This is a genomic window from Providencia sp. PROV174, from assembly GCF_028480685.1.
Taxonomy (GTDB): domain Bacteria; phylum Pseudomonadota; class Gammaproteobacteria; order Enterobacterales; family Enterobacteriaceae; genus Providencia; species Providencia rettgeri.
In genome coordinates this window covers 1-24,812 of sequence record NZ_JAMPOT010000030.1, presented here as the reverse complement: position 1 = coordinate 24,812, position 24,812 = coordinate 1, and the positions used below count along the sequence as shown (strand labels likewise).

Sequence of the window (24,812 nt, the reverse complement as noted above, 5' to 3'; positions counted from 1 at the left end):
CCTTCAGAATTACACAACCTTTTTTTTAAAAAAAAACTCCGTTTGCGGATAAAATAGCCACCTTGTGCTTTTTCGCTGCATAACGATTATAAAAGAAGCGACTTCATGCCTATAATTCTAACTTTAGCAGCCAACCTGGCTCATAAATTCATAATGAATTAGCGAGTTATTTAACAGCTATCCTTTATTTCTTTTTACGGTTATCACTATGAACACACTTTTACGCCCTTATTTAGGTATTTATCCTTCAATTAATGCACGCGTTTTCATTGACCCATCTTCTGTTGTAATTGGAGATGTTCGCATAGCTGATGATGTCAGTATTTGGCCTCTCAGTGTTTTGCGTGGTGATGTTAACTATATCTCTATTGGCGCACGCACCAATATCCAAGATGGCTCAGTACTACATGTCACGCATAAATCTGCCAGTAACCCTGAGGGGAACCCGCTAATTATTGGAGAAGATGTCACCATTGGTCATAAAGTCATGTTACATGGTTGCACTATAGGGAATAGAGTACTGGTTGGAATGGGCTCAATTGTTATTGATGGGGCTATAGTCGAAGATGACGTTATTATTGGAGCTAACAGTTTAGTAACTCAAGGAAAAAGGCTCGAGTCCGGTTACTTATATACAGGGAGCCCAGCAAAAGCCATCCGAAAATTGACTGATGCTGAGTTAGGTCATTTACGTTATTCAGCGAATAACTATGTTGAATGGAAAAATAACTATTTAGCTTCTGATAATACGTAAAGCCCGTCTTCACCATCGAAGCCTTGTTCAATCAAGGCTTCAAACTCTTCTTCTATATCCCATCGATACTGCTGAAATAGCCTCAGAGGTGTTTCTTCTTTACCATAGCGTTGAAATAGCAATGACTGAGGAATTGCACATTCGGCAAGCATTCCGCTGATCAATACAGGAAAACGTACTTGCTTGGATAGCTCGTCCCACTCTTCTCTATCAGGAAATTGAATTTGCTGATTCACCCTTTCAATTCCTTATATAAAGCAGATAGAACAGGTGTAATTTCAGGAAGAACGCCATGCCATAGCTTAAAAGAAAATGCGGCTTGTCCTACAAGCATACCCAAACCATCCGCTATCTTAGTCACTTGATGTTGAGCCGCAAATTCAAGGAAAGGAGTTAATGACGATTGATAAAACATGTCATAACATGCAACTTGATGGCTAAATACATTTGGATCAATTGCAGGAACCTCTCCATTCACACCAGATGAAGTCGCATTGATGATCAGATCAAAATCAGCAGATACGATCTGCGAGATCTCCTTCCCACATATTTTTCCTAGCGCTGAAAATTCGTTAATTAATAGCACTACCTTAGAAAAGGTTCTATTTGTTAAAGTGATATCACAGCCATATTCTAAAAGTGGCAATAATGCTCCACGTGTTGCACCACCAGCACCAACTATTAATATTCGGCTACTTGGATGTACAAAATTCAAACGCTGTAAATCTAACAAAAGCCCCATTCCATCTGTGTTGTCTCCCAGCAATCGATGATCATCAAGCTTCATGACCGTATTAACTGCACCACAAGTTTGAGCTCTCGCTGTTAATTCAGAAACAGCCTGAAAGGCGCGCTCCTTAAATGGCAATGTAATGTTTGCGCCCTTTCCACCTTGTGAAAAAAAACCTATTAAGCTTTGTTCGAAACCCTCTACTGGTGCTAGGATTTTTTCATATCTCAGTGAAATGCCTGTTTGCTCTGCAAACATTTTATGTATAACAGGTGATTTACTGTGTTGAATTGGATTGCCAAAAACCGCAAACATTTCCATCAATATTATCCTTTACGATATAGTTGCCCTGTTTTTGCGTCTCTTATTTCAGAAGGATTTTGGCGGCCACCCACTATTCCATCAAGGACAGGAACACTTCCTTTAAATTGAGCAATGACTTCTTCTGTTGTTCGACAAGGCTCTAAACCACTTAAATTTGCACTTGTAGACACTAAAGGTTTGCCATAATGATGGCATAAGCTTTTTACTAATTCATGGTCTGTAACCCTCACTGCGATGGTATCAAACCGGCCAGTCAACCATTTTGGCGTCGTTTTTTTTGCAGGGATCACCCATGTTACTGGCCCCGGCCATGTTGCAAACATCGCTTGTTTCTGATCTTCCATTAGCTGCTCATCATCTATATAGTCTTTTAATTGTTCATAGCTATCAGCAATCAGAATTAATCCTTTTTCCCAAGGACGTTGCTTCAATTCTAATAACTTATGTACTGCCTTTTCACTATCTGGGTCACAGCCTAAACCAAATACGGCTTCTGTTGGGTAGGCAATAACCTCCTCGTGTTGTAATGAACTTATGATACTTTCAATTGCAGGTGTAGATATATTTGACATAGTTTTAACTCATTATTCTTCTTGTTGCTTACCGCAGCGTTTGCTGGCACAAAATAATCTTACTCCCTGTCCCCCCCTTTTTTCCATAAGTAATGGATATTCACAATACTTACATTGACCAGTAATAGGCTTATTATTTAATATAAACTGACAGTTAGGATAATTATCACAAGCATAAAAAGTCTTACCAAAACGCGATTTTCTCTGTAATAAATTCCCTGTTTGGCATTGCGGACAAGAAATTTTAGTTTCATCCGGCTTATCAATTAGCTCAATATGTTCACATTCAGGATAATTACTACAACCAATAAACATGCCAAATCGGCCTTGCTTCAGCACTAAGTCATGACTACATTTAGGACAATGTTGACCACTTAATACTTTAATAATATGGCTTTCTACTGTAGGTCTTAGAGGCCTCATATAATGACATTGTGGATAACTTGAACAACCTAAAAAAGGCCCATGTGAACTATTGCGGATAACAAGCAAGGAATCGCATTCTGGACAATGTTCATTTTTCTCTGTATCGAAGGGCAGTTGTTTAGACATGTTTTTCTCTACTGTTGCTTTTAACTAAGTGACTCTGGTATACCCACCAGCCCCCGAGCTAACTACTCCATTGATTTCCATCTCAGTTAATATGGTAATTATTTGAGTAACAGGAATTTGGGTCTGTTCTGCAATGACATCTACTGGTGTCGCTTGGTACCCCACCATACCTAAAATTTTATTTTCTACCACACTAAACTCAAGTGGTACCTTTTCTATAGGCAATTCTGTTTGTATCCAATTTAACCCATCACCAATATGTTGCAATACATCTTCAGGTTCAGCTAATAGATAAGCTCCTTGCTGCAATAGCCAATGGTTACCATGGAATGCAGAATTACCCAATGGAGCAGGCAATGTAAATAAGTCACGGTTTTGCTCTAATGCATATCTAGCAGTTATTAATGATCCGCTTTTCATTCCAGCTTCAATGACAACAACTGCTTTACTTAACCCACTAATAATACGGTTTCTCTTGGGAAATTGCTTAGGTAATGGTGGTACATCCGGCCAATATTCTGAAATCAACGCACCATAATTTTTAATCTTTTCAGCTAATTCAGCATGTTGACGCGGGTAAATATTTGCTAATCCGCTACCTAAAACCGCAATTGTTTCACCTCTATTATCTAGAGCTGCTTTATGGCTTATACCGTCGATACCTAATGCAAGCCCACTAGTGATGGTTATACCATGGTGAACAAAACTCTTTACAAACAGGTTAGTCCATATTCTGCCATATTCACTTGCTCTACGACTGCCAACGATAGCAATTTGTGGCGCTACCAATAATTCACTTTTTCCCACGGCAAATAATAAAAGAGGGGGACTGTAAATTTGCTTTAATAAAAAAGGGTAATGGGAATCACAGTAAGTAATCATTTGATGATGTTTATTTGAAAGCCATGCTTGTACTTTTTCTAGCCGGTGCATAGAGACATTCATAAATTGTAATTGCTGTATTTCATTCAAACCATGATGGTGTAAAGCCTGATAGCTAATTTTATTTAGTTGTTTTAGCTCATAAATTATTCTTACTGCATTCAAGGGCAATAGCCTTTTAACTTGAGACATCCTTAACCAAATTTCTTGGGTATCCATTATTGTCATCCTGACTCATTAACAAATAGGTTCTTCAGTGAACAAATCATAACCAATACTGTCAATATGAAAGAGAAATGTCTAGAATAGTCATTAATTCCCATTCACATTTTGGAAACCGCTCGAAAAATTTATGTCAGTCTTAAACGTATTACATTATCCAGACGAACGCTTACGCACAATTGCTAAGCCAGTAGACAAAGTTGATGCTTCTATACAGCGTATCGTTGATGATATGTTCGATACCATGTATGAAGAAGAAGGTATTGGCCTTGCAGCGACACAAGTCGATATCCACCAGCGAATCATCGTCATTGATGTGTCCGAAACTCGTGATGAGCGCTTAGTTCTTATTAACCCTGAATTGTTAGATAAATCTGGGGAAACAGGTATCGAAGAAGGTTGCTTGTCTATTCCGGAACAACATGGCTTCGTCCCTCGTGCTGAGCAGGTAAAAGTTCGTGCACTAAATTATAACGGCGAGTCTTTTGAACTAGAGGCTGATGGTTTATTAGCTATTTGTATCCAACATGAAATGGACCACCTTGTTGGTAAGCTATTTGTTGACTATTTATCGCCATTAAAACGTCAGCGTATCCGCCAGAAAGTTGAAAAACTAGACAGACTAAGAGCAAAAGAAGCCAAGAATAGCTAGTTCGCTAAATATAAATAGGGAAATTAACGTGTCAGAGCCATTGAAAATTATTTTTGCGGGTACACCAGATTTTGCGGCCAAACACTTAGCTGCTCTCTTAGGTACCAGGCACCAAATCGTAGGCGTTCTCACCCGCCATGATAAACCTGCAGGGAGAGGTAAAAAATTAACACCAAGCCCTGTCAAGGTGCTCGCTGAAGAAAACCAACTCCCTGTTTTTCAACCAATATCTCTTAGAGATAGCGAAAACCAGCAGTGGATAAAAAACCAAAATGCAGACTTAATGATAGTTGTTGCTTATGGATTGATTTTACCACAAGCCGTTCTTGATATCCCTCGCTTAGGTTGCTTGAATGTTCACGGCTCTTTGTTACCTCGCTGGAGAGGAGCGGCACCAATTCAACGTTCTATTTGGGCTGGTGATACTGAAACGGGTGTGACTATTATGCAAATGGACGCAGGTTTAGATACTGGAGACATGCTTTACAAAGCAATTTGTCCAATTAGCACTAGTGATACGAGCGCCTCGTTATATGATAAATTAGCAATAACAGGCCCTGAAGCATTAATTCATACTGTTGAGATGTTATCCGCAGGTCAATGCGTTGCTGAGAAACAAGACGATTCATTAGCAAATTATGCTGAAAAATTATCGAAAGAGGAAGCTCGCATCAACTGGCAAGATGATGCTGTACATATTGAGCGTTGTATTCGTGCTTTCAATCCTTGGCCAATGAGTTATTTCATGGTTGAAGATCAACTCATTAAAGTTTGGCAAGCTGAAGTATTCACAGACGAACATGACAAGCAACCAGGAACAATTATTAGCGCTGATAAAAAAGGTATATGTATCGCCACAGGAAATGGCATACTAAATATTACTCAGCTACAACCGCCTGGCAAAAAAGCAATGAGTGCACAAGATATCCTAAACTCTCGTCGCGAATGGTTTACTCCAGAGCAAATTCTAGCATAACGAACTTGTAAACTGCCTGATGCCTTCAGGCAGTTTTATTTCAGTCACTAATATATTCATCTTCACCATATGAAAAACACATATAATTTGCGTAGTATCGCGGCAACAGCAATTAATCAAGTCCTTGATAACGGGCAATCACTAAGCACTGTATTACCTGACTTACAACGCAATATCAATGATAAAGATAAAGCTTTATTACAAGAAATTTGCTTTGGCGTTTTACGTTATTTACCTAAGCTTGAATGGTTTATTAGTCAGCTAATGGAAAAACCATTAACGGGTAAACAAAGAACCCTGCATTACTTAATTATGGTAGGTATCTATCAGCTACTTTATACTCGCATTCCACCTCATGCTGCATTAGCAGAAACAGTAAATGGAGCAGTAGCACTGAAAAAACCCCAATTAAAAGGGCTTATTAATGGCGTGTTGCGTTCATTTCAGCGTCAACAAGGACAATTAGAAGAAAGAATTGCTAACAACACTAGCCAATATTTACATCCAAGCTGGTTATTAAAGCGCCTACAAGCAGCCTATCCAGATGATTGGCAATCTATTATTGAAGCAAATAACCAACGCCCACCTATGTGGTTAAGAGTAAACTCCCAGCATCACACCGCTGCACAATATCTCAACTTATTAGAGCAATCTGAGATAACCGCACATTTGCACTCTTCACATCCAAATGCTATCCGCTTAGATGAACCTACAGCAGTTTCTCATCTTCCAGGCTTTGAGGATGGTTGGTCGACAGTACAAGATGTTTCAGCGCAAGGCTGTGCTGAATTACTCGAACCGCAAAATGGGGATAGTATTTTAGATTTATGTGCAGCACCAGGTGGAAAAACAACCCATATTTTAGAATTAGCCCCTAAGGCCAATGTTATTGCTGTAGACATTGATGAATCGCGCCTTAAAAGAGTGAAAGAAAATTTAATTCGCCTAAAGCAACATGCCGTTGTTATACAAGGAGACGGAACACAGCCTGAAACATGGGCTCAAGGTCAGCAATTTGATCGTATTTTGCTTGATGCTCCTTGTTCCGCAACAGGCGTTATTCGACGTCATCCTGACATTAAATGGCTACGTCGTGATTCAGACATAAATGAATTAGCACAACTACAAACTCAAATTCTCGAAGCTATCTGGCCTTATTTAAAACCGGGCGGCACACTGGTCTATGCGACTTGTTCAATTATGCCCGAAGAAAACGGAAAACAAATACAAAATTTCCTATCTAAACATAATGACGCCTGTCTTAATGACGGTACTGATGCTGGATTACAAATATTACCGAATACTAATGGTGGTGATGGTTTCTTTTATGCTCGCTTAATTAAAAAAGTGTAGGAAATTGTAGCCAGGTCTCTGATATAGGAATATGTAATGAAGATCATTATTCTAGGTGCTGGGCAAGTTGGCGGCACGCTTGCTGAAAATTTAGTTGATGAGAACAATGATATTACCGTCGTCGATACCGATGCTGATCGCTTACGTCAGTTACAGGATCAATTCGATCTACGAGTGGTAAATGGCCATGGTTCTCACCCTAGAGTGCTTCGAGATGCAGGTGCAGAAGATGCGGATATGTTAGTAGCAGTGACCAATTCCGATGAAACTAACATGATTGCTTGCCAGATTGCCTATAGCCTATTCAATACCCCAAATAAAATAGCGCGTATCAGGGCAACTGAATATATCCGTGAATCCGACAAACTGTTCCTACCTGAACAAATCCCAATTGACTACTTAATATCGCCTGAACAATTAGTTATCGATTATATCTATAAATTAATTCAATACCCTGGCGCTCTTCAAGTTGTAAACTTTGCAGAAGGTAAAGTCAGTATTGTTGCTGTAAAAGCTTATTACGGCGGTTCACTTGTGGGTAATGCATTATCGAGTTTACGCGAACATATGCCACATATTGATACTCGCGTTGTCGCTATTTTCCGCCAAGATAGGCCTATCCGGCCGCAAGGCTCAACAATCATTGAAGCGGGAGACGAAGTTTTTTTTGTTGCTTCTACACAACATATCCGAGCCGTAATGAGTGAGTTGCAAAGGTTAGAAAAACCATACAAACGTTTGATGATAGTTGGTGGTGGCAACGTTGGAGCTGGTCTAGCAAGACGGCTAGAAAAAGATTACAGCGTGAAACTTATTGAACGCAACCAGAAGCGTGCAACAGAACTTGCTGAGCTACTGCATGATACAATTGTGTTTTATGGAGATGCATCCGACCAAGAGTTACTCACTGAAGAGCACATAGAGCAAATGGATGTTTTTATTGCCCTAACAAATGATGATGAAGCTAATATTATGTCTGCTATGTTAGCTAAAAAAATGGGTGCTAAAAAAGCAATGGTGCTTATACAACGCTCTGCATACGTTGAACTTGTTCAAGGTGGGGTCATTGACATTGCTATTTCACCTCAGCAAGCAACTATTTCTGCTTTACTAAGCCATGTCAGAAAAGCAGATATAGTCAATGTCTCATCTTTAAGAAGAGGTGTTGCGGAAGCCATTGAGGCAATTGCACACGGTGATGAAAATACGTCAAAAGTTGTTGGTAAAAAAATATCTGAAATTAAACTTCCTCCAGGAACTATTATTGGTGCGATTGTCCGAGAAGAAGAAGTCATTATAGCTAGTGATTACCATATTATTGAACAAGGTGACCATGTCATTATGTTTATTACAGATAAAAAGTATGTACCCGAAGTTGAAAAATTATTTCAACCGAGTCCATTCTTCTTATAAAAAATAAAAATAGTAAATATTTGCAGCTTAATAATTCTAGCGACTATAATTTGTTAACCTAATACATGTTTTGTTTCAATTGAGTTATTTATTAAGGGGTCGTCTAATGAGCTTTTTAAAAGATTTCCGCGAATTTGCCATGAAAGGTAATGTAGTGGATATGGCAGTCGGTATTATTATTGGTGCCGCATTTGGTAAAATTGTATCTTCATTAGTTGCTGATGTCATCATGCCTCCGCTAGGGTTACTAATCGGTGGTGTTGATTTTAAATCATTCAGCATCGTGCTGAAAGAAGCACAGGGTGATTTACCAGCAGTTGTACTAAATTATGGTATGTTTATACAAACTGTTTTTGACTTTGTTATTGTTGCCTTTGCTATCTTTATGGCAATTAAAGTTATGAATAAAGTTCGCCGCGAAAAAGAAGCCGCACCAGCAGAGCCTGCGCCACCTTCTAAAGAAGAAGTTCTATTATCAGAAATTCGTGATCTTTTGAAAGAACAAAATAAAAAATAACTAAAAGGCCAGTGGTAATAAGTAAATAAACCTATTACCACTGGCCTCCCAGTTACTCGCCTTATTATTCTTACCTTTCCTTGTATAGCTGCCTTTTCCTTTTTTATTTTTCTCAACTCTCTGGCGAAATAGTGGGTCATGGAGTAATGCTTCAATCGCATTATCTTTAATCTCACCACGTTTATGTTGATATTTACTCATAATATACCTTCATATAGTTAGCTAATTATATAATTAATAAACTTTAGATGCGCCTTTTTCTAATATTTCCATAATAGAGCAATACGTTGTCGCATGTTCTTCACCACAACATACTGAACTTAACATCTTCAACGAATCGCGCATAATAATAAGCTCTTGTATCTTTTTTTCGACTTCAAGTAATCTAAGATCTACAATCTGTTTAGATTCCTGACAAGTATGATGTTCAGGATCAACCCGTATTGAGAGTAGCTCAGTAATAGCTTCTAAAGTAAAGCCTAACTGTTTTGCATAACGAATAAAACGCAAACGCTGCAGATCATGCTCAGTAAATAACCGATACCCACCTTCAGTTCTTTCTTTGTGTCCCATCAAACCTTGTTTTTCATAAAAACGAATTGTGTCTGGAGTTACATCAGCCAACCTAGCAATTTCACCGATTTTATACATACTCATGAATATCACCTCAGCGAATAAATAAGGGTTAGTAACAGAAAATTCAAGAGGGCAGAAATTATCTTTGAATAAGTTAAGAATAGCAGGTACAAAAAAACCGGGCAAATATACCCGGTTTTCCTGAAAGCGACGACAGATTACTCTGCAGCTGCTTCTTGAGACTCAACAGCACGGTCAACAAGCTCGATGTAAGCCATCGGAGCGTTGTCACCTGTACGGTAGCCACACTTAAGAATACGAGTGTAACCACCTGCACGAGCTGCGAAACGAGGTCCCAGTTCATTAAATAATTTTGCAACGATCTCGTTATCACGAGTACGTGCGAATGCCAGACGACGATTAGCTACGCTGTCGGTCTTGGCAAGAGTAATCAGCGGCTCAACGACGCGACGCAGTTCTTTCGCTTTAGGCAGAGTCGTCTTGATGATTTCATGACGAACTAAAGAACCTGCCATGTTACGGAACATAGCTTGGCGGTGGCTGCTGTTGCGGTTCAATTGACGACCACTCTTACGATGGCGCATGACCTTATCCTTCTCAGTAAAACCTTAACCTGTGATCTTAATCATCAGCAATACTTGCTGGTGGCCAATTTTCTAAGCGCATGCCCAGAGAAAGACCACGAGATGCCAAGACGTCCTTAATTTCAGTAAGAGATTTCTTACCAAGGTTAGGCGTTTTAAGCAACTCAACTTCTGTACGCTGTACCAGATCACCGATGTAGTGGATAGCTTCTGCTTTGAGGCAGTTAGCAGAGCGGACAGTCAATTCCAGATCGTCAACTGGGCGCAATAAGATAGGATCGAATTCTGGTTTTTCTTCTTTAACTTCAGGCTGACGTACATCACGTAAGTCAACAAAAGCTTCAAGTTGTTCAGCCAGAATGGTTGCCGCACGGCGAATCGCCTCTTCAGGATCGATTGTACCGTTAGTTTCCATTTCAATAACTAACTTATCCAAGTCTGTACGTTGCTCAACACGAGCTGCTTCAACATTGTAGGCTATACGCTCTACTGGGCTGTAGCAAGCATCGACTAACAAACGACCGATTGGGCGCTCATCTTCTTCCGAATGAACTCGGGCAGAAGCCGGCACATAACCACGACCACGCTGTACTTTAATTCGCATATTAATAGATGCGCTTTCGTCAGTCAGGTGGCAGATAATGTGCTGTGGCTTGACGATTTCGACATCACCATCATGGATGATGTCGGCTGCAGTCACAGGGCCAATGCCAGATTTATTCAAGGTTAAAATAACTTCATCTTTCCCCTGAACTTTTACCGCCAGCCCTTTCAGGTTGAGGAGAATCTCCAGGATATCTTCCTGTACACCTTCTTTGGTGCTGTACTCATGCAGTACACCATCAATTTCAACCTCTGTCACCGCACAACCCGGCATAGACGAAAGCAGAATACGGCGCAGTGCGTTACCAAGAGTATGGCCAAAGCCACGCTCTAAAGGCTCAAGGGTCACCTTAGCGTGCGTCGAACTCACTTGCTCGATATCTACCAGGCGCGGTTTTAGAAACTCTGTCACAGAACCCTGCATTGTGTCCTCTCTTTGGTGCTAAGCTTTACTTGGAGTAAAGCTCGACGATCAGGTGTTCGTTAATGTCCGCAGACAAGTCAGTACGTTCAGGAATACGTTTGAACACACCTTCCATTTTAGCAGCATCAACTTCCAGCCAAGTTGGCTTCTCACGCTGTTCAGCCAGCTCTAAAGCAGCCTTAATACGAGACTGTTTTTTAGCTTTCTCACGAACGCTGATAACGTCATTCGGGGAAACCTGATAAGAAGCGATATTAACTACGCGACCATTTACCATGATAGCTTTGTGGCTAACCATTTGACGTGCTTCTGCGCGAGTTGCGCCAAAGCCCATACGGTAAACGACGTTATCAAGACGACCTTCCAGCAAAGTCAGCAGGTTTTCACCTGTGTTACCTTTCAGGCGTGTTGCTTCTTTGTAATAGTTACGGAATTGACGTTCCAGAACACCGAACATACGACGAACTTTTTGTTTTTCACGTAACTGGACACCATAGTCAGACAGACGCGGTTTACGCGCACCGTGCTGGCCTGGAGCCTGTTCTAATTTACACTTGGTGTCAATCGCGCGAACACCAGACTTCAGAAAGAGGTCTGTTCCTTCGCGACGGCTCAGCTTGAGCTTAGGACCCAAATATCTAGCCATTTTCTTTCTCCAACAGTCCTAAAAAAAACGAAACGTATTAAACGCGACGTTTTTTCGGTGGGCGACAACCGTTATGAGGGATAGGAGTCACATCAGTAATATTAGTGATGCGAAAACCAGCGGCGTTCAGAGCACGAATTGTTGATTCGCGACCCGGACCCGGTCCCTTAACCATAACTTCCAGGTTTTTGATTCCGTATTCTTTCACAGCTTCTGCGCAACGCTCTGCTGCAACCTGAGCTGCGAACGGAGTAGATTTGCGAGAACCACGGAAACCGGAACCACCGGCAGTTGCCCAACCTAATGCGTTACCTTGACGGTCAGTAATAGTAACGATTGTGTTGTTGAAAGAAGCATGGATATGAGCCACACCGTCTGAGACTTGTTTTCTTACACGCTTACGTGCACGAATTGGTGCTTTTGCCATTATTCAATACCCCGACTTATTTCTTGATCGGCTTACGCGGACCCTTACGGGTACGAGCGTTAGTCTTAGTACGCTGTCCGCGCACAGGAAGACCACGACGATGACGTAAACCACGGTAACATCCAAGGTCCATCAGACGCTTGATGCTCAGGGTAATTTCACGACGTAAGTCACCTTCTACAACGTATTTAGCAACTTCGTCACGCAGCTTGTCGATTTGTTCTTCAGACAGCTCACTGATCTTAACATTTTCAGCAATACCTGTTGCTTCACAGATAGCCTGTGAACGGGTCTTACCGATACCGAAAATCGATGTTAAAGCGATTACAGTATGTTTATGATCAGGAATGTTAATGCCTGCTATACGGGCCACTATGCACTCCTAAGTTAAAATATACATTACTGTGCTGAAAAGCCCGTTTTCAGGATACTCAAACAATAATGTATCTTAGATAAAAAAGATTGGCTGGCTAATTTAGCCAGCTCAACCCAACTTTGCAAGAAAAAAATGCTTTTTCTTAACCTTGACGTTGTTTATGTCTTGGTTCAACACTACAAATTACACGAACGCTACCATTGCGACGGATAATTTTGCAGTTACGGCATAATTTCTTGACGGAAGCACGAACTTTCATTTTTACTCTCCGTAACTTCTAAGCAAACCATAATCACACTAAGTGATTACTTACCTTTCAGGTTTGCTTTCTTCAATGCAGACTCATACTGACTTGACATCATCAGAGTTTGCACTTGAGCCATAAAGTCCATGATAACGACAACCACGATTAAGAGGGAAGTACCACCAAAGTAAAAAGGTACTTTCATTGCGTCACGCATGAACTCCGGGATTAGGCAGATGAAGGTAATATATAATGCACCAACTAATGTTAAGCGAGTCATTACCTTATCAATGTACTTGGCCGTTTGCTCTCCCGGACGAATTCCTGGTACAAATGCACCGGACTTCTTCAGGTTATCTGCTGTTTCTCTTGGGTTGAAAACCAACGCCGTATAGAAGAAACAGAAGAAGATGATCGCAGATGCATAAAGTAACACATATAACGGTTGACCAGGCTGCAAATACATAGAAATTGTAGTCAGCCAGTCCCAGCCAGTTCCATCACCAAACCAAGAAGCTATTGTACCCGGGAATAGTATGATACTGGAAGCAAAAATTGCAGGAATTACACCCGCCATATTCACTTTTAACGGTAAATGCGTACTTTGTGCTGCGTAAACACGGCGACCTTGCTGACGTTTAGCGTAATTAACGACGATACGACGTTGACCACGTTCCATAAACACAACAAAGAAAGTAACCGCGAATACTAACACCGCAACCAACAGCAACAGGAGGAAGTGCAGATCGCCTTGCCGAGCTTGCTCGATGGTATGGCCAATAGCCGGCGGTAATCCCGCAACAATACCAGCGAAGATAATGATAGAAATACCGTTACCGATACCTCTTTCAGTTATCTGCTCACCTAACCACATTAGGAACATAGTCCCTGTGACTAAGCTAACAACTGCCGTAAAGTAGAACGGGAGGCCTGGATCAATGACTAACCCTTGCATCCCTGGCATATTCGGTAGACCCATTGCAATACCAATAGATTGGAATATTGCTAATACCAGAGTACCCCAGCGAGTATATTGGCTTATCTTCCGACGACCTGCTTCTCCTTCCTTCTTGATCTCTGCTAATCGTGGATTAACCACTGATAATAATTGGATAATGATCGATGCCGAAATATACGGCATGATACCCAAAGCAAAGATAGAAGCACGGCTAAGAGCACCACCAGAGAACATGTTAAACATTTCAATGATGGTGCCTTGTTGCTGTTCGAGCAATTTGGCAAGCACAGTGGCATCAATACCAGGGATTGGAATAAAAGAACCAATTCGGAAAACAATTAGCGCACCAATTACAAACAAAAGTCTGCGTTTAAGTTCGCCAGCTCCACCCTTGGCACTTTGAAAATCTAATCCTGGTTGTTTAGCCATCTGTCACTTATTCCTCAATTTTACCGCCGGCAGCTTCGATTGCAGCGCGAGCACCTTTAGTAACACGAAGGCCACGTACAGTAACTGCACGGTTCACTTCGCCAGACAGAATAACTTTAGCATATTCAATCTGGATGCCAACAACGTTCGCGGCTTTCAGTGCGTTCAGATCAATAACATCGCCTTCAACAGCAGCAAAATCAGACAGACGAATCTCTGCAGTGATCATTGCTTTACGTGAAGTGAAACCGAATTTCGGTAAACGACGATATAAAGGCATCTGGCCACCTTCGAAACCACGACGTACGCCACCGCCAGAACGAGATTTCTGACCTTTGTGACCACGGCCGCCGGTTTTACCCAGACCAGAACCGATACCACGACCTACGCGTTTAGGCGCGTGCTTGGCACCTTCAGCCGGAGACAGAGTATTTAAACGCATCTCTTACTCCTCAACTTTAACCATGTAGGAAACCAAGTTGACCATACCACGTACAGCAGGAGTATCCTCGCGCTCTACTGTATGACCAATGCGACGCAGACCTAAACCGACCAGTGTTGCCTTATGCTTAGGCAGACGACCGATTGAACTGCGAACTTGTGTAATTTTAATAGTCTTAGCCATAGCCGATTACCCCAGAATTTCTTCGACGGATTTTCCACGCTTAGCTGCGACCATTTCTGGAGACTTCATGCTGTCTAAAGCATCCAGTGTTGCACGAACCACGTTGATTGGGTTTGTGGAACCATAGGTTTTAGCCAGTACGTTGCGAACTCCAGCTACTTCTAAAACAGCACGCATTGCACCGCCGGCAATGATACCGGTACCTTCGTGAGCAGGTTGCATAAACACACGAGAACCAGTGTGTGTACCTTTCACAGGGTGGAACAATGTGCCGTTGTTTAGAGCAACGGTTTTCATACTGCGACGGGCTTTTTCCATCGCTTTCTGGATTGCTGCCGGAACTTCGCGCGCTTTGCCGTAGCCAAAACCAACGCGACCGTTACCATCACCAACTACAGTCAGTGCGGTAAAGCTGAAAATACGGCCACCTTTAACGGTTTTTGCTACGCGGTTTACCGCGATCAGCTTTTCCTGCAGTTCGCCAGCTTGTTTCTCGATGTGAGCCATCTTACACCTCTACCTTAGAACTGAAGGCCAGCTTCACGGGCAGCATCTGCCAGTGCCTGGACTCTACCATGATATTGGAAACCAGAACGGTCAAAAGCAACAACAGTGATGCCTTTTTCCAGTGCGCGTTCAGCAACTAATTTACCAACAATTGCTGCTGCGTCTTTGTTTCCAGTAAACTTAACTTGTTCATTGATAGCTTTTTCTGTAGTAGAAGCTGCAACCAATGTTTCAGAACCGTTTGGTGCGATAACCTGCGCATAAATATGGCGTGGAGTACGATGTACCACCAGGCGAGTCGCACCCAATTCTTGGATCTTACGGCGTGCGCGGGTCGCACGACGGATACGAGCTGCTTTCTTATCCATAGTGTTACCTTACTTCTTCTTAGCCTCTTTGGTACGCACGATTTCATCGGCGTAACGAACACCTTTACCTTTATAAGGTTCAGGACGACGGTAAGCACGCAGTTCTGCTGCAACTTGACCAATCACTTGCTTATCCGCACCTTTCAGTACGATTTCAGTTTGTGTTGGGCATTCAGCAGTAATGCCTGCTGGCAGTGCGTGTTCAACCGGATGCGAGAAACCTAAAGACAAGCTTACTGCATTGCCTTTGATTGCTGCACGGTAACCAACACCGACCAGTTGAAGCTTTTTAGTGAAGCCTTCGGTAACACCAACAACCATTGCATTGCACAGTGAACGAGTAGTACCCGCTTGTGCCCATGCATCATCAAAACCTTCGCGTGGTGCGAAAGTCAGTTGATTGTCTTCGCTTTTAACTTCAACTGCATTATGGATAGTACGAGTAAGCTCGCCGTTTTTACCCTTAATCGAAATAACCTGACCGTTGAGTTTTACCTCTACGCCGGCAGGAATGACGACGGGTGCTTTTGCCACACGAGACATTCTTTCCTCCCGAATTAAGCTACGTAGCAGAGAATCTCGCCACCAAGACCAGCTTGGCGAGCTGCACGATCAGTCATGACACCTTTAGAGGTAGAAACAACAGCGATACCTAAACCAGCCATAACTTGTGGCAGCTCATCTTTTTTCTTATAGATGCGCAGACTTGGGCGGCTTACACGCTGAATGCTTTCTACAACAGCCTTGCCTTGGAAATAACGTAAAGTCAGTTCCAATTCTGGCTTGATGTCGCCTTCAATTTTAAAATCTTCAATATAACCTTCTTCCTTCAGCACTTTGGCAATTGCCACTTTCAGCTTGGAGGAAGGCATGGTGACCGCAACTTTGTTCGCGGCCTGACCGTTACGGATACGGGTCAGCATATCCGCGATGGGATCTTGCATGCTCATCTGTCTTTACTCCCGTGATTCAAATGGAATTACCAACTTGCCTTTTTAAGGCCCGGGATTTCACCGCGCATAGCGGCTTCACGGACTTTAATACGGCTCAGACCAAACTTCCGCAGGAAACCGTGCGGACGCCCTGTTTGACGGCAGCGGTTACGCTGACGAGAAGGACTTGAATCACGTGGCAGTGTTTGCAGCTTGAGAACAGCGTCCCAGCGATCTTCATCAGATGCTTTAACATCAGAGATGATAGCTTTCAGTTCTACGCGTTTTGCGAAGAATTTCTCAGCTAATTTAGCACGTTTAACATCACGCGCTTTCATAGATTTCTTAGCCATGAGTACCCTGCCTTACTTGCGGAACGGAAAGTTGAACGCTGCTAACAGTGCGCGACCTTCGTCATCTGATTTCGCAGTAGTGGTGATAGTAATATCTAAACCACGCACGCGATCCACTTTATCGTAATCGATTTCAGGGAAGATGATTTGTTCACGAACACCCATGCTGTAGTTACCGCGACCATCGAAAGACTTAGCGGACAAGCCACGGAAGTCACGAATACGTGGTACAGCAATAGAAATCAGACGCTCAAGGAACTCCCACATGCGTTCGCCACGCAGGGTTACTTTACAGCCGATTGGATAGCCCTGACGGATTTTGAAGCCTGCAACAGATTTGCGTGCTTTGGTGATCAAAGGTTTTTGACCTGAGATCGCTGTTAAATCAGCTGCTGCGTTATCCAGCAGTTTTTTATCAGCAATCGCTTCACCAACACCCATATTCAGGGTGATCTTCTCGACCCGAGGGACTTGCATGACAGAAGTGTAGCTAAACTCAGTCATGAGTTTATTAACTACTTCGTCTTTATAGTAATCATGCAGTTTCGCCATCGTATACTCCAAAAATTACTTGATAGTTTCACTGTTAGATTTGAAGAAACGGACTTTTTTGCCGTCTTCGAATCTAAAGCCTACACGGTCAGCCTTACCAGTTGCCGCGTTAAAGATTGCAACGTTAGAAACTTGAATAGCCGCTTCTTTTTCAACGATGCCACCTGGTTGGTTCAGAGCCGGTACAGGCTTCTGATGTTTTTTAACCAGATTGATACCTTCAACAATAACTTTACTAGAAGAAATAACCTGCTTTACTTTACCGCGCTTACCTTTGTCTTTCCCAGTTAGCACGATAACTTCGTCATCACGACGGATTTTCGCTGCCATAGTTTCGCTCCTTAGAGTACTTCAGGTGCCAGAGAGATAATTTTCATAAACTTCTCGTTACGAAGTTCACGAGTTACCGGCCCAAAAATACGCGTACCGATTACTTGCTCGCTGTTATTGTTTAATAACACACAAGCATTACCATCGAAGCGAATGACAGAACCGTCAGGGCGACGTACACCCTTCTTGGTGCGCACCACTACCGCTTTCAGGACATCACCCTTTTTAACTTTACCGCGTGGAATTGCTTCTTTAACAGTAATTTTAATGATGTCGCCTACATGTGCATAGCGACGGTGCGAGCCACCTAGAACCTTGATACACATTACGCGACGTGCACCGGAGTTGTCGGCCACGTTCAGCATAGTCTGTTCTTGGATCATTTTAGTGCTCCGCTAAATGTCAACTACTACTGAGCCACCTCATTATGAAGAGGCCGTTCAAATATACCCATACTACGAGGGCGCGGCATTATAACACCACATCATCGTGTTGGACAGAAAAAAATAAACGGCTCAATGAAAAAGAGCCGTTTATTCATCAGGAAAAGTTATTCTATTACAGAACAGCTTTTTCTACAACGCGAACTAAGGCCCAAGACTTAGTCTTAGACAGTGGACGAGTTTGGCGGATTTCTACCACGTCACCGATTCCACATTCATTGTTCTCGTCATGTACGTGCAATTTAGTCGTACGACGGATGAATTTACCATACAGAGGGTGTTTCACCATACGCTCGATAGCAACAACAATAGATTTCTCCATTTTATCGCTAACTACACGACCTTGCAGAGTACGGATTTTATCGCTCATTACGCACCTGCCTTCTCAGTCAGTAAAGTCTTCACACGTGCGATATCGCGACGCACTTGTTTCAACAGATGAGACTGTTGCAGCTGACCACTTGCAGCCTGCATACGTAAATTAAATTGTTCACGTAACAGGTTCAAAAGTTCAGCATTCAGCTCTTCAACGCTTTTTTCGCGCAGCTCTTGTGCTTTCATTACATCACCGTCTTAGTTACAAAGGTGGTTTTGATAGGCAGTTTCGCTGCTGCCAGAGAGAATGCCTCACGAGCCAGCTCTTCAGGCACACCGTCCATTTCGTACAGTACTTTACCAGGCTGGATTAAGGCAACCCAATATTCTACGTTACCTTTACCTTTACCCATACGAACTTCGAGTGGTTTCTCAGTGATTGGTTTGTCTGGGAACACACGGATCCAGATTTTACCTTGACGCTTAATAGCACGGGTCATAGCACGACGTGCCGCTTCGATCTGACGTGCAGTCAGACGACCACGGCCAACAGCTTTAAGACCGAAAGTGCCGAAGCTAACATCCGTACCTTGCGCTAGACCACGGTTGCGGCCTTTGTGCACCTTACGGAATTTTGTACGCTTTGGTTGTAACATCAGCGACTCTCCTTACTTGCGGCCTTTACGCTGCTGCTTTTTAGGTTGAGCAGCTGGTTTCTCAGCTTGTTCAACAGCAGCCATACCACCCAGAATCTCACCTTTGAAGATCCATACCTTAACGCCGAGAACACCGTAAGTGGTGTGCGCTTCTGAAGTGTTGTAATCGATATCAGCACGTAATGTGTGCAGTGGCACACGGCCTTCACGATACCACTCGGTACGAGCGATTTCAGCACCACCTAAGCGGCCACTGACTTCAACTTTAATACCTTTAGCGCCCAGACGCATTGCGTTCTGTACTGCACGCTTCATAGCACGACGGAACATAACACGACGTTCCAGCTGTGAAGAGATGCTGTCAGCAACTAATTTAGCGTCTAGTTCTGGTTTACGAACTTCGGCGATATTGATTTGCGCAGGAACACCAGCGATATCCGCTACTGTTTTACGCAGTTTTTCGACGTCTTCACCTTTCTTACCGATAACGATACCTGGGCGAGCAGTGTGAATAGTCACACGGATGCTTTTCGCAGGACGTTCGATAACGATGCGAGAGATTGACGCTTTTGCCAATTCTTTATTCAAGTACTGGCGTACTTTAAAATCGCTGTCTAGGTTGTCAGCGAATTCATTGGTGTTCGCATACCAAGTAGAGTTCCAAGGTTTGACAATACCCAGGCGAATACCATTAGGATGTACTTTCTGACCCATTGCTAGTCTCCAGAGTCTCAGCGATCGGACACAACCACAGTAATGTGGCTGGTGCGCTTAAGAATACGATCTGCACGGCCTTTCGCACGCGGCATGATGCGTTTCATGGTTGGACCTTCGTCTACGAAAATTTTCGCAACTTTCAGGTCATCAATGTCAGCGCCATCGTTTTGCTCTGCGTTAGCAATTGCAGATTCAAGTACTTTCTTCACTAAACCAGCAGCTTTCTTGTTGGTGTAGGTCAGAATTTCCAGAGCTTGCGACACTTTCTTACCGCGAATCAGGTCGGCAACTAAGCGAACCTTCTGGGCAGAAGAACGAGCGTGGCGATGCATAGCTAAAGTTTCCATCTCTTCCTCCTATCCTTAACGTTTCTTAGCTTTCTTATCTGCCGCGTGGCCGCGATAAGTGCGAGTCGGTGCGAATTCACCCAGTTTGTGACCAACCATTTCGTCGGTTACGAAAACTGGAACATGCTGACGACCATTATGGACAGCGATGGTCAATCCGATCATATTAGGAAAGATCGTTGAACGACGGGACCAAGTCTTAAGAGGCTTCTTGTCTCCGCTTTCCACCGCTTTCTCTACCTTCTTCAGCAAGTGCAGGTCAATAAAAGGACCTTTCTTGAGAGAACGTGGCATGGTTTATCCTCTAATTATTTTTTAGAACGATGACGTACGATGAATTGATCAGTACGCTTGTTGCTACGAGTTTTCTTACCTTTGGTTTGAACGCCCCATGGTGTTACTGGGTGTTTACCAAAGTTACGGCCTTCACCACCACCATGTGGATGGTCAACTGGGTTCATCGCAGTACCGCGAACGGTAGGACGAATACCACGCCAGCGGCTAGCACCAGCTTTACCGAGAACACGTAACATATGTTCAGCGTTACCAACTTCACCAAGAGTTGCACGGCAATCAGCTAAAACTTTACGCATTTCACCAGAACGTAAACGTAATGAAACATAAGCGCCATCACGAGCAACGATTTGAGCGTAAGTACCTGCTGAACGCGCTAACTGTCCACCTTTACCTGGTTTCAGTTCGATATTATGAACTGTAGAACCAACAGGGATGTTGCGCATCGGCAGTGCATTACCAGCTTTGATTGCTGAATCAACACCAGATTGAATCTGGTCACCAGCTTTCAAGCCTTTTGGTGCAAGAATATAACGACGTTCACCGTCTTTATATAGAACCAGTGCAATGTTCGCAGAACGATTTGGATCATATTCCAAACGTTCAACAACTGCAGGAATACCATCTTTGTTGCGTTTAAAGTCAACTAAACGATAATGCTGCTTATGGCCACCACCGATATGACGGGTAGTGATACGGCCATTGTTGTTACGACCACCGGATTTGCTGTTTTTTTCTAACAGCGGAGCATAAGGCTTACCCTTATGCAGCTCAGGGTTAACCACTTTAACTACGTGGCGACGGCCCGGAGACGTAGGTTTACATTTAACAACTGCCATTGTTCTTTACTCCTCCGACTTACTCAGCACCGCTAATGAAGTCCAAATTTTGGCCTTCTTTCAGCGTGACGTAAGCTTTTTTCCAGTCGCTACGACGACCGAAACGCTGACCGTGGCGTTTAGTTTTGCCTTTAACCAGCAAAGTGTTAACACCTTCAACTTCGACTTCAAACAGTTTCTGTACAGCAGCTTTGATTTCTGCTTTAGTCGCGTCTTTCGCAACTTTGAGAACGATGGTATTGCTTTTTTCCATCGCTGTAGAAGCTTTTTCAGATACATGCGGCGCGCGCAGTACTTTCAGCAGACGTTCTTCACGGATCATGCCAGCATCTCCTCAACTTGCTTCACAGCATCAGCAGTCATAACCACTTTGTCGAAGGCGATCAGGCTAACTGGGTCAATACCTGCTGCATCACGAACGTCAACCTTATACAGGTTGCGTGCTGCTAAAAACAGATTTTCATCTAATTCAGCAGTGATGATCAGAACATCTTCCAGAGCCATATCTTTCAGTTTCTGTGCCAGCAACTTAGTTTTAGGTGCTTCAACAGAGAACTTCTCGACAACGATCAGACGATCTTGACGTACCAACTCAGAGAGGATGCTTTTTAAAGCACCACGGTACATCTTCTTATTAACTTTTTGACTGTGGTCCTGTGGTTTAGCTGCGAAGCTAACACCACCAGAGCGCCAAATTGGGCTCTTTACTGAACCAGAACGTGCACGGCCAGTACCTTTTTGACGCCATGGTTTTTTACCTGAACCAGAAACTTCAGCACGAGTTTTCTGAGCACGAGTACCTTGACGAGCACCAGCTGCATACGCAACAACTACTTGGTGGACAAGCGCTTCATTGAAATCACGCCCGAAGGTAGTTTCGGAAACAGTCAGCGCGCTTTGCGCGTCTTTCATTACCAATTCCATTCCTATCTCCTCGACGTTAAGCCTTGACAGCCGGTTTTACGATCAGGTTGCTACCAGTTGCTCCTGGAACAGCACCTTTGACCAGCAGCAGGTTGCGCTCAGCGTCAACACGTACTACATCTAAGCTTTGAACAGTTACACGTTCATTACCCAGTTGGCCTGCCATTTTCTTGCCTTTAAACACTTTGCCCGGAGTCTGGTTTTGACCGATAGAACCCGGAACACGGTGAGACAAGGAGTTACCGTGAGTAGCATCTTGAGTACGGAAATTCCAGCGCTTAACTGTGCCGGCAAAACCTTTACCTTTAGATGTACCAGTAACGTCGACTTTTTTAACGTCAGCGAAAATTTCAACGCTAATGCTTTGACCTACTGTGTATTCTGCACTGTCTTCAATGCGGAATTCACGTAGGATACGGCCAGCTTCGACGCCAGCTTTAGCGAAATGACCTGCTTCAGGCTTAGTTACACGGTTAGCTTTTTTGCTACCGGTAGTAACCTGAATTGCATTATAACCGTCAGTTTCTGCAGTTTTAACCTGAGTAACACGGTTATTTTCAATTTCGATAACAGTTACAGGTATAGAAACGCCATCTTCAGTGAAGATACGAGTCATACCGACTTTCTTACCGACTAAACCTTTCATTGTTTCAACCTCTCAATCGTTCGACGACCTGATTAACCCAGGCTGATCTGCACGTCAACGCCGGCAGCCAGGTCCAGACGCATCAGAGCATCAACGGTCTTTTCGGTTGGCTCAACGATGTCAACCAGACGCTTGTGAGTGCGAATTTCGTACTGATCACGCGCATCTTTGTTAACGTGCGGAGAAATCAGAACGGTAAAACGCTCTTTACGTGTCGGCAGCGGGATAGGACCACGAACTTGCGCACCAGTGCGCTTAGCAGTCTCTACGATTTCCGCAGTTGATTGATCGATTAAACGATGATCAAAAGCTTTCAGGCGGATACGGATTCTTTGGTTCTGCATGAGACCAGAGCTCCAACTATTTTATAAACGTAAATGATTACTCCTCGTACCCATTTCGATTGATGGGAGAGTGTAATCGTTCTTGATGTAACTTCCAAATCGGAAGTATTGTCTAAATGAGCAACAAATCGTTGACTCAATACTGAGATTTCAGTCCTAAAATATAGGGCTTACTCATCAGTAAGCCCGCGCATTATACGTAAATTATAGGGAAACACAAGTAATCGAGGAAAATATGTGCGTTTTTTTTGAAGAGATTCTTCAAAAAGCCCCTCAGCCTTAGGAAATGAAGTGACTGGGAGGCTTTTACTACAAGTTTACTTAGCAAGTAGCTATGGAAATACTAAATTACTCTTCTTTAACTTGCGCTTGAAGATAGTTTTGAATTCCTAAGCGAGTAATTAGTTCTAATTGCGTTTCTATCCAATCAATATGGTTTTCTTCATCTGCTAAAATTTCAATCATCAGGTCTCGGCTGACGTAGTCATGAACCGAATCTGCGTATTTAATAGCTTCTTTTAGGTTTTTTGCCCCATCGATTTCAAGCTGCAAATCTGACTTAAGCATTTCTTCAACATCTTCACCAATATTTAACTTACCAAGATCTTGTAGGTTAGGAATACCTTCGAGAAAAAGAATTCGCTCTATATATTTGTCCGCGTGCTTCATTTCATCGATTGATTCGTGATATTCCATCTCATTGAGACGTGTGAATCCCCAATTTTTAAACATACGTGCATGTAAAAAATATTGGTTGATTGCAACTAACTCATTGCCCAGTAGTTTATTTAGGTGGGCTATCATTTTTTTATCGCCTTTCATTGCTACCCTCCATCGCTTCCAGTCTTTTAAGTGTAGTACTGAAATTGATGTTAGTGTAATTTTTACACAATGTATTTGAACCAAAGGTGATAAATTTGGTGGGAATAATTTGAATGGTATAAGATACTATGCAACCTCAGCGGCACATGCATCCTCAAAAATCATTTGCTCTTCATATAAAATCGCCTTTGTCTGCCTAATGCATTTCCCACATTCTAAGCCTACAGGCAAAATTTGTCGTAGCCCCTTCAGCGAGGTTACTTGATACTTTCTTGCAGCATTTCTGATCTGTTTATCAGTAATCGCTTCACAAAGACAAATGTACATGGTGCTTACCTGTATAAATCACATACAGACAGTTTAAATAAAAATGATTTGCATTTCAATTATCATTCAGAATGATTTACAAAGGTCATTTATTACAAATAAGTTTGTTACACGAACAATTTAAATCAAAAGAATAGATTACGGACAAGATAAGTAATTTTGTTTATGACAATAAAAAGGGCACCTAGTAAGGTGCCCTTCTTTAAAACTAAATGAAGCTATGTATTATGCAATAA

43 protein-coding genes are annotated in these 24,812 nt (G+C 42.7%); 6 read left to right on the top strand and 37 right to left on the bottom strand.

The window, feature by feature from the left end; genetic code table 11:
• The first annotated feature begins 208 nt into the window (after positions 1 to 208).
• Positions 209 to 754, top strand: a complete 546-nt coding sequence (locus PSE60_RS20465; protein WP_004907188.1) for a gamma carbonic anhydrase family protein — start codon at positions 209 to 211, stop codon at positions 752 to 754.
• Here PSE60_RS20465 and PSE60_RS20460 read toward each other — a convergent pair.
• The 5 genes from PSE60_RS20460 to dprA are packed head-to-tail and all read right to left on the bottom strand — an operon-like array spanning position 730 to position 4,033.
• Positions 730 to 990 (bottom strand): DUF1488 domain-containing protein, encoded by a 261-nt coding sequence (locus tag PSE60_RS20460; protein ID WP_115168133.1) that lies wholly within the window; start codon positions 988 to 990, stop codon positions 730 to 732. The genes PSE60_RS20465 and PSE60_RS20460 overlap by 25 nt on opposite strands.
• Entirely contained in the window at positions 987 to 1,805 is an 819-nt protein-coding gene (gene aroE, locus PSE60_RS20455) for a shikimate dehydrogenase (protein ID WP_272666582.1), read from the bottom strand. The genes PSE60_RS20460 and aroE overlap by 4 nt, the downstream gene beginning before the upstream one ends.
• A gap of 5 nt (positions 1,806 to 1,810) precedes the next feature.
• Positions 1,811 to 2,380 (bottom strand): L-threonylcarbamoyladenylate synthase type 1 TsaC, encoded by a 570-nt coding sequence (tsaC, locus tag PSE60_RS20450; RefSeq protein WP_272666581.1) that lies wholly within the window; start codon positions 2,378 to 2,380, stop codon positions 1,811 to 1,813.
• A 12-nt stretch (positions 2,381 to 2,392) separates the two neighbouring features.
• Positions 2,393 to 2,932 carry a DNA topoisomerase family protein gene (locus tag PSE60_RS20445; RefSeq protein WP_272666580.1) on the bottom strand — a complete coding sequence of 180 codons (540 nt, stop codon included), beginning with the start codon at positions 2,930 to 2,932 and terminating at the stop codon, positions 2,393 to 2,395.
• 24 nt (positions 2,933 to 2,956) lie between these two features.
• A complete protein-coding gene (gene dprA, locus PSE60_RS20440; protein WP_272666579.1) occupies positions 2,957 to 4,033 on the bottom strand; it encodes a DNA-processing protein DprA in 1,077 nt (358 codons plus the stop codon).
• Between the two features lie 133 nt (positions 4,034 to 4,166).
• On the opposite strand from dprA, the gene def reads away from it, so the two are divergent.
• From def to mscL, 5 genes are all read left to right on the top strand, one after another.
• On the top strand, positions 4,167 to 4,688 hold the full coding sequence (def, locus tag PSE60_RS20435; RefSeq protein ID WP_004907170.1) for a peptide deformylase: 522 nt from the start codon (positions 4,167 to 4,169) through the stop codon (positions 4,686 to 4,688).
• Positions 4,689 to 4,716: 28 nt separating this feature from the next.
• Positions 4,717 to 5,664 carry a methionyl-tRNA formyltransferase gene (gene fmt / locus PSE60_RS20430; protein WP_272666578.1) on the top strand — a complete coding sequence of 316 codons (948 nt, stop codon included), beginning with the start codon at positions 4,717 to 4,719 and terminating at the stop codon, positions 5,662 to 5,664.
• A 69-nt stretch (positions 5,665 to 5,733) separates the two neighbouring features.
• The gene (rsmB, locus tag PSE60_RS20425; protein WP_272666577.1) at positions 5,734 to 7,017 is read left to right on the top strand and encodes a 16S rRNA (cytosine(967)-C(5))-methyltransferase RsmB; all 1,284 of its coding nucleotides are present in this window, start codon (positions 5,734 to 5,736) and stop codon (positions 7,015 to 7,017) included.
• Between the two features lie 36 nt (positions 7,018 to 7,053).
• Positions 7,054 to 8,430: a Trk system potassium transporter TrkA gene (trkA, locus tag PSE60_RS20420; protein ID WP_115168139.1), complete on the top strand. Its 1,377-nt coding sequence runs from the start codon at positions 7,054 to 7,056 to the stop codon at positions 8,428 to 8,430.
• Between the two features lie 106 nt (positions 8,431 to 8,536).
• Positions 8,537 to 8,947, top strand: a complete 411-nt coding sequence (gene mscL, locus PSE60_RS20415) for a large-conductance mechanosensitive channel protein MscL (protein WP_004907161.1) — start codon at positions 8,537 to 8,539, stop codon at positions 8,945 to 8,947.
• On the opposite strand, the gene PSE60_RS20410 is transcribed toward mscL, so the two are convergent.
• The 32 genes from PSE60_RS20410 to bfd all read right to left on the bottom strand — a co-directional run bounded on the left by PSE60_RS20410 (position 8,948) and on the right by bfd (position 24,576).
• Positions 8,948 to 9,148 carry an alternative ribosome-rescue factor A gene (locus tag PSE60_RS20410; protein WP_210838202.1) on the bottom strand — a complete coding sequence of 67 codons (201 nt, stop codon included), beginning with the start codon at positions 9,146 to 9,148 and terminating at the stop codon, positions 8,948 to 8,950.
• Between the two features lie 33 nt (positions 9,149 to 9,181).
• On the bottom strand, positions 9,182 to 9,598 hold the full coding sequence (zntR, locus tag PSE60_RS20405) for a Zn(2+)-responsive transcriptional regulator (RefSeq protein ID WP_210838208.1): 417 nt from the start codon (positions 9,596 to 9,598) through the stop codon (positions 9,182 to 9,184).
• 143 nt (positions 9,599 to 9,741) lie between these two features.
• A complete protein-coding gene (gene rplQ / locus PSE60_RS20400; protein WP_004907152.1) occupies positions 9,742 to 10,128 on the bottom strand; it encodes a 50S ribosomal protein L17 in 387 nt (128 codons plus the stop codon).
• A gap of 37 nt (positions 10,129 to 10,165) precedes the next feature.
• Positions 10,166 to 11,155: a DNA-directed RNA polymerase subunit alpha gene (locus PSE60_RS20395; RefSeq protein ID WP_004265491.1), complete on the bottom strand. Its 990-nt coding sequence runs from the start codon at positions 11,153 to 11,155 to the stop codon at positions 10,166 to 10,168.
• Between the two features lie 25 nt (positions 11,156 to 11,180).
• Entirely contained in the window at positions 11,181 to 11,801 is a 621-nt protein-coding gene (rpsD, locus tag PSE60_RS20390) for a 30S ribosomal protein S4 (protein ID WP_004907147.1), read from the bottom strand.
• 37 nt (positions 11,802 to 11,838) lie between these two features.
• Positions 11,839 to 12,228 carry a 30S ribosomal protein S11 gene (gene rpsK / locus PSE60_RS20385; protein WP_002919257.1) on the bottom strand — a complete coding sequence of 130 codons (390 nt, stop codon included), beginning with the start codon at positions 12,226 to 12,228 and terminating at the stop codon, positions 11,839 to 11,841.
• 16 nt (positions 12,229 to 12,244) lie between these two features.
• Positions 12,245 to 12,601, bottom strand: a complete 357-nt coding sequence (rpsM, locus tag PSE60_RS20380) for a 30S ribosomal protein S13 (protein WP_004907144.1) — start codon at positions 12,599 to 12,601, stop codon at positions 12,245 to 12,247.
• A 145-nt stretch (positions 12,602 to 12,746) separates the two neighbouring features.
• Complete coding sequence (gene rpmJ / locus PSE60_RS20375; RefSeq protein ID WP_004265484.1) at positions 12,747 to 12,863, bottom strand: 50S ribosomal protein L36; 117 nt, start codon at positions 12,861 to 12,863, stop codon at positions 12,747 to 12,749.
• A 46-nt stretch (positions 12,864 to 12,909) separates the two neighbouring features.
• Positions 12,910 to 14,235, bottom strand: coding sequence for a preprotein translocase subunit SecY (secY, locus tag PSE60_RS20370; protein ID WP_004265481.1), 1,326 nt, complete (start codon positions 14,233 to 14,235; stop codon positions 12,910 to 12,912).
• A gap of 7 nt (positions 14,236 to 14,242) precedes the next feature.
• Entirely contained in the window at positions 14,243 to 14,677 is a 435-nt protein-coding gene (rplO, locus tag PSE60_RS20365; protein WP_004265478.1) for a 50S ribosomal protein L15, read from the bottom strand.
• A 3-nt stretch (positions 14,678 to 14,680) separates the two neighbouring features.
• Positions 14,681 to 14,860 (bottom strand): 50S ribosomal protein L30, encoded by a 180-nt coding sequence (gene rpmD, locus PSE60_RS20360; RefSeq protein ID WP_004265475.1) that lies wholly within the window; start codon positions 14,858 to 14,860, stop codon positions 14,681 to 14,683.
• 6 nt (positions 14,861 to 14,866) lie between these two features.
• Positions 14,867 to 15,367, bottom strand: coding sequence for a 30S ribosomal protein S5 (rpsE, locus tag PSE60_RS20355; protein ID WP_004265471.1), 501 nt, complete (start codon positions 15,365 to 15,367; stop codon positions 14,867 to 14,869).
• Between the two features lie 14 nt (positions 15,368 to 15,381).
• On the bottom strand, positions 15,382 to 15,735 hold the full coding sequence (gene rplR / locus PSE60_RS20350; RefSeq protein ID WP_004907138.1) for a 50S ribosomal protein L18: 354 nt from the start codon (positions 15,733 to 15,735) through the stop codon (positions 15,382 to 15,384).
• A 9-nt stretch (positions 15,736 to 15,744) separates the two neighbouring features.
• The gene (gene rplF / locus PSE60_RS20345; RefSeq protein WP_004265464.1) at positions 15,745 to 16,278 is read right to left on the bottom strand and encodes a 50S ribosomal protein L6; all 534 of its coding nucleotides are present in this window, start codon (positions 16,276 to 16,278) and stop codon (positions 15,745 to 15,747) included.
• A gap of 14 nt (positions 16,279 to 16,292) precedes the next feature.
• Entirely contained in the window at positions 16,293 to 16,685 is a 393-nt protein-coding gene (rpsH, locus tag PSE60_RS20340) for a 30S ribosomal protein S8 (protein WP_004907134.1), read from the bottom strand.
• 29 nt (positions 16,686 to 16,714) lie between these two features.
• Entirely contained in the window at positions 16,715 to 17,020 is a 306-nt protein-coding gene (gene rpsN / locus PSE60_RS20335; RefSeq protein ID WP_004265458.1) for a 30S ribosomal protein S14, read from the bottom strand.
• A 12-nt stretch (positions 17,021 to 17,032) separates the two neighbouring features.
• On the bottom strand, positions 17,033 to 17,572 hold the full coding sequence (gene rplE, locus PSE60_RS20330) for a 50S ribosomal protein L5 (RefSeq protein WP_004265455.1): 540 nt from the start codon (positions 17,570 to 17,572) through the stop codon (positions 17,033 to 17,035).
• A gap of 15 nt (positions 17,573 to 17,587) precedes the next feature.
• Positions 17,588 to 17,902 carry a 50S ribosomal protein L24 gene (gene rplX, locus PSE60_RS20325; RefSeq protein ID WP_004265452.1) on the bottom strand — a complete coding sequence of 105 codons (315 nt, stop codon included), beginning with the start codon at positions 17,900 to 17,902 and terminating at the stop codon, positions 17,588 to 17,590.
• Between the two features lie 11 nt (positions 17,903 to 17,913).
• Positions 17,914 to 18,285 (bottom strand): 50S ribosomal protein L14, encoded by a 372-nt coding sequence (rplN, locus tag PSE60_RS20320; RefSeq protein ID WP_004265449.1) that lies wholly within the window; start codon positions 18,283 to 18,285, stop codon positions 17,914 to 17,916.
• 175 nt (positions 18,286 to 18,460) lie between these two features.
• Complete coding sequence (gene rpsQ, locus PSE60_RS20315) at positions 18,461 to 18,715, bottom strand: 30S ribosomal protein S17 (RefSeq protein ID WP_004265446.1); 255 nt, start codon at positions 18,713 to 18,715, stop codon at positions 18,461 to 18,463.
• On the bottom strand, positions 18,715 to 18,906 hold the full coding sequence (rpmC, locus tag PSE60_RS20310; protein WP_004265442.1) for a 50S ribosomal protein L29: 192 nt from the start codon (positions 18,904 to 18,906) through the stop codon (positions 18,715 to 18,717). The genes rpsQ and rpmC overlap by 1 nt, the downstream gene beginning before the upstream one ends.
• Positions 18,906 to 19,316: a 50S ribosomal protein L16 gene (gene rplP / locus PSE60_RS20305; protein ID WP_004265436.1), complete on the bottom strand. Its 411-nt coding sequence runs from the start codon at positions 19,314 to 19,316 to the stop codon at positions 18,906 to 18,908. Before rplP ends, rpmC begins: the two co-directional genes overlap by 1 nt.
• A gap of 12 nt (positions 19,317 to 19,328) precedes the next feature.
• Positions 19,329 to 20,030, bottom strand: a complete 702-nt coding sequence (gene rpsC / locus PSE60_RS20300; RefSeq protein WP_004907131.1) for a 30S ribosomal protein S3 — start codon at positions 20,028 to 20,030, stop codon at positions 19,329 to 19,331.
• A 17-nt stretch (positions 20,031 to 20,047) separates the two neighbouring features.
• Positions 20,048 to 20,380 (bottom strand): 50S ribosomal protein L22, encoded by a 333-nt coding sequence (rplV, locus tag PSE60_RS20295; RefSeq protein WP_004265430.1) that lies wholly within the window; start codon positions 20,378 to 20,380, stop codon positions 20,048 to 20,050.
• Between the two features lie 15 nt (positions 20,381 to 20,395).
• Positions 20,396 to 20,674, bottom strand: coding sequence for a 30S ribosomal protein S19 (rpsS, locus tag PSE60_RS20290; RefSeq protein ID WP_004265426.1), 279 nt, complete (start codon positions 20,672 to 20,674; stop codon positions 20,396 to 20,398).
• Between the two features lie 14 nt (positions 20,675 to 20,688).
• Positions 20,689 to 21,513 carry a 50S ribosomal protein L2 gene (gene rplB / locus PSE60_RS20285; RefSeq protein WP_004907128.1) on the bottom strand — a complete coding sequence of 275 codons (825 nt, stop codon included), beginning with the start codon at positions 21,511 to 21,513 and terminating at the stop codon, positions 20,689 to 20,691.
• Positions 21,514 to 21,532: 19 nt separating this feature from the next.
• Positions 21,533 to 21,835: a 50S ribosomal protein L23 gene (gene rplW, locus PSE60_RS20280; RefSeq protein WP_004265420.1), complete on the bottom strand. Its 303-nt coding sequence runs from the start codon at positions 21,833 to 21,835 to the stop codon at positions 21,533 to 21,535.
• Positions 21,832 to 22,437: a 50S ribosomal protein L4 gene (gene rplD, locus PSE60_RS20275; RefSeq protein WP_004265418.1), complete on the bottom strand. Its 606-nt coding sequence runs from the start codon at positions 22,435 to 22,437 to the stop codon at positions 21,832 to 21,834. Before rplD ends, rplW begins: the two co-directional genes overlap by 4 nt.
• A 16-nt stretch (positions 22,438 to 22,453) precedes the next feature.
• Positions 22,454 to 23,083 (bottom strand): 50S ribosomal protein L3, encoded by a 630-nt coding sequence (gene rplC / locus PSE60_RS20270; protein WP_004265414.1) that lies wholly within the window; start codon positions 23,081 to 23,083, stop codon positions 22,454 to 22,456.
• A gap of 32 nt (positions 23,084 to 23,115) precedes the next feature.
• Positions 23,116 to 23,427, bottom strand: a complete 312-nt coding sequence (gene rpsJ / locus PSE60_RS20265; RefSeq protein WP_001181005.1) for a 30S ribosomal protein S10 — start codon at positions 23,425 to 23,427, stop codon at positions 23,116 to 23,118.
• Between the two features lie 348 nt (positions 23,428 to 23,775).
• A complete protein-coding gene (bfr, locus tag PSE60_RS20260; RefSeq protein ID WP_272666576.1) occupies positions 23,776 to 24,249 on the bottom strand; it encodes a bacterioferritin in 474 nt (157 codons plus the stop codon).
• Positions 24,250 to 24,375: 126 nt separating this feature from the next.
• Complete coding sequence (gene bfd, locus PSE60_RS20255) at positions 24,376 to 24,576, bottom strand: bacterioferritin-associated ferredoxin (protein WP_004907122.1); 201 nt, start codon at positions 24,574 to 24,576, stop codon at positions 24,376 to 24,378.
• Positions 24,577 to 24,812 lie beyond the last annotated feature (236 nt).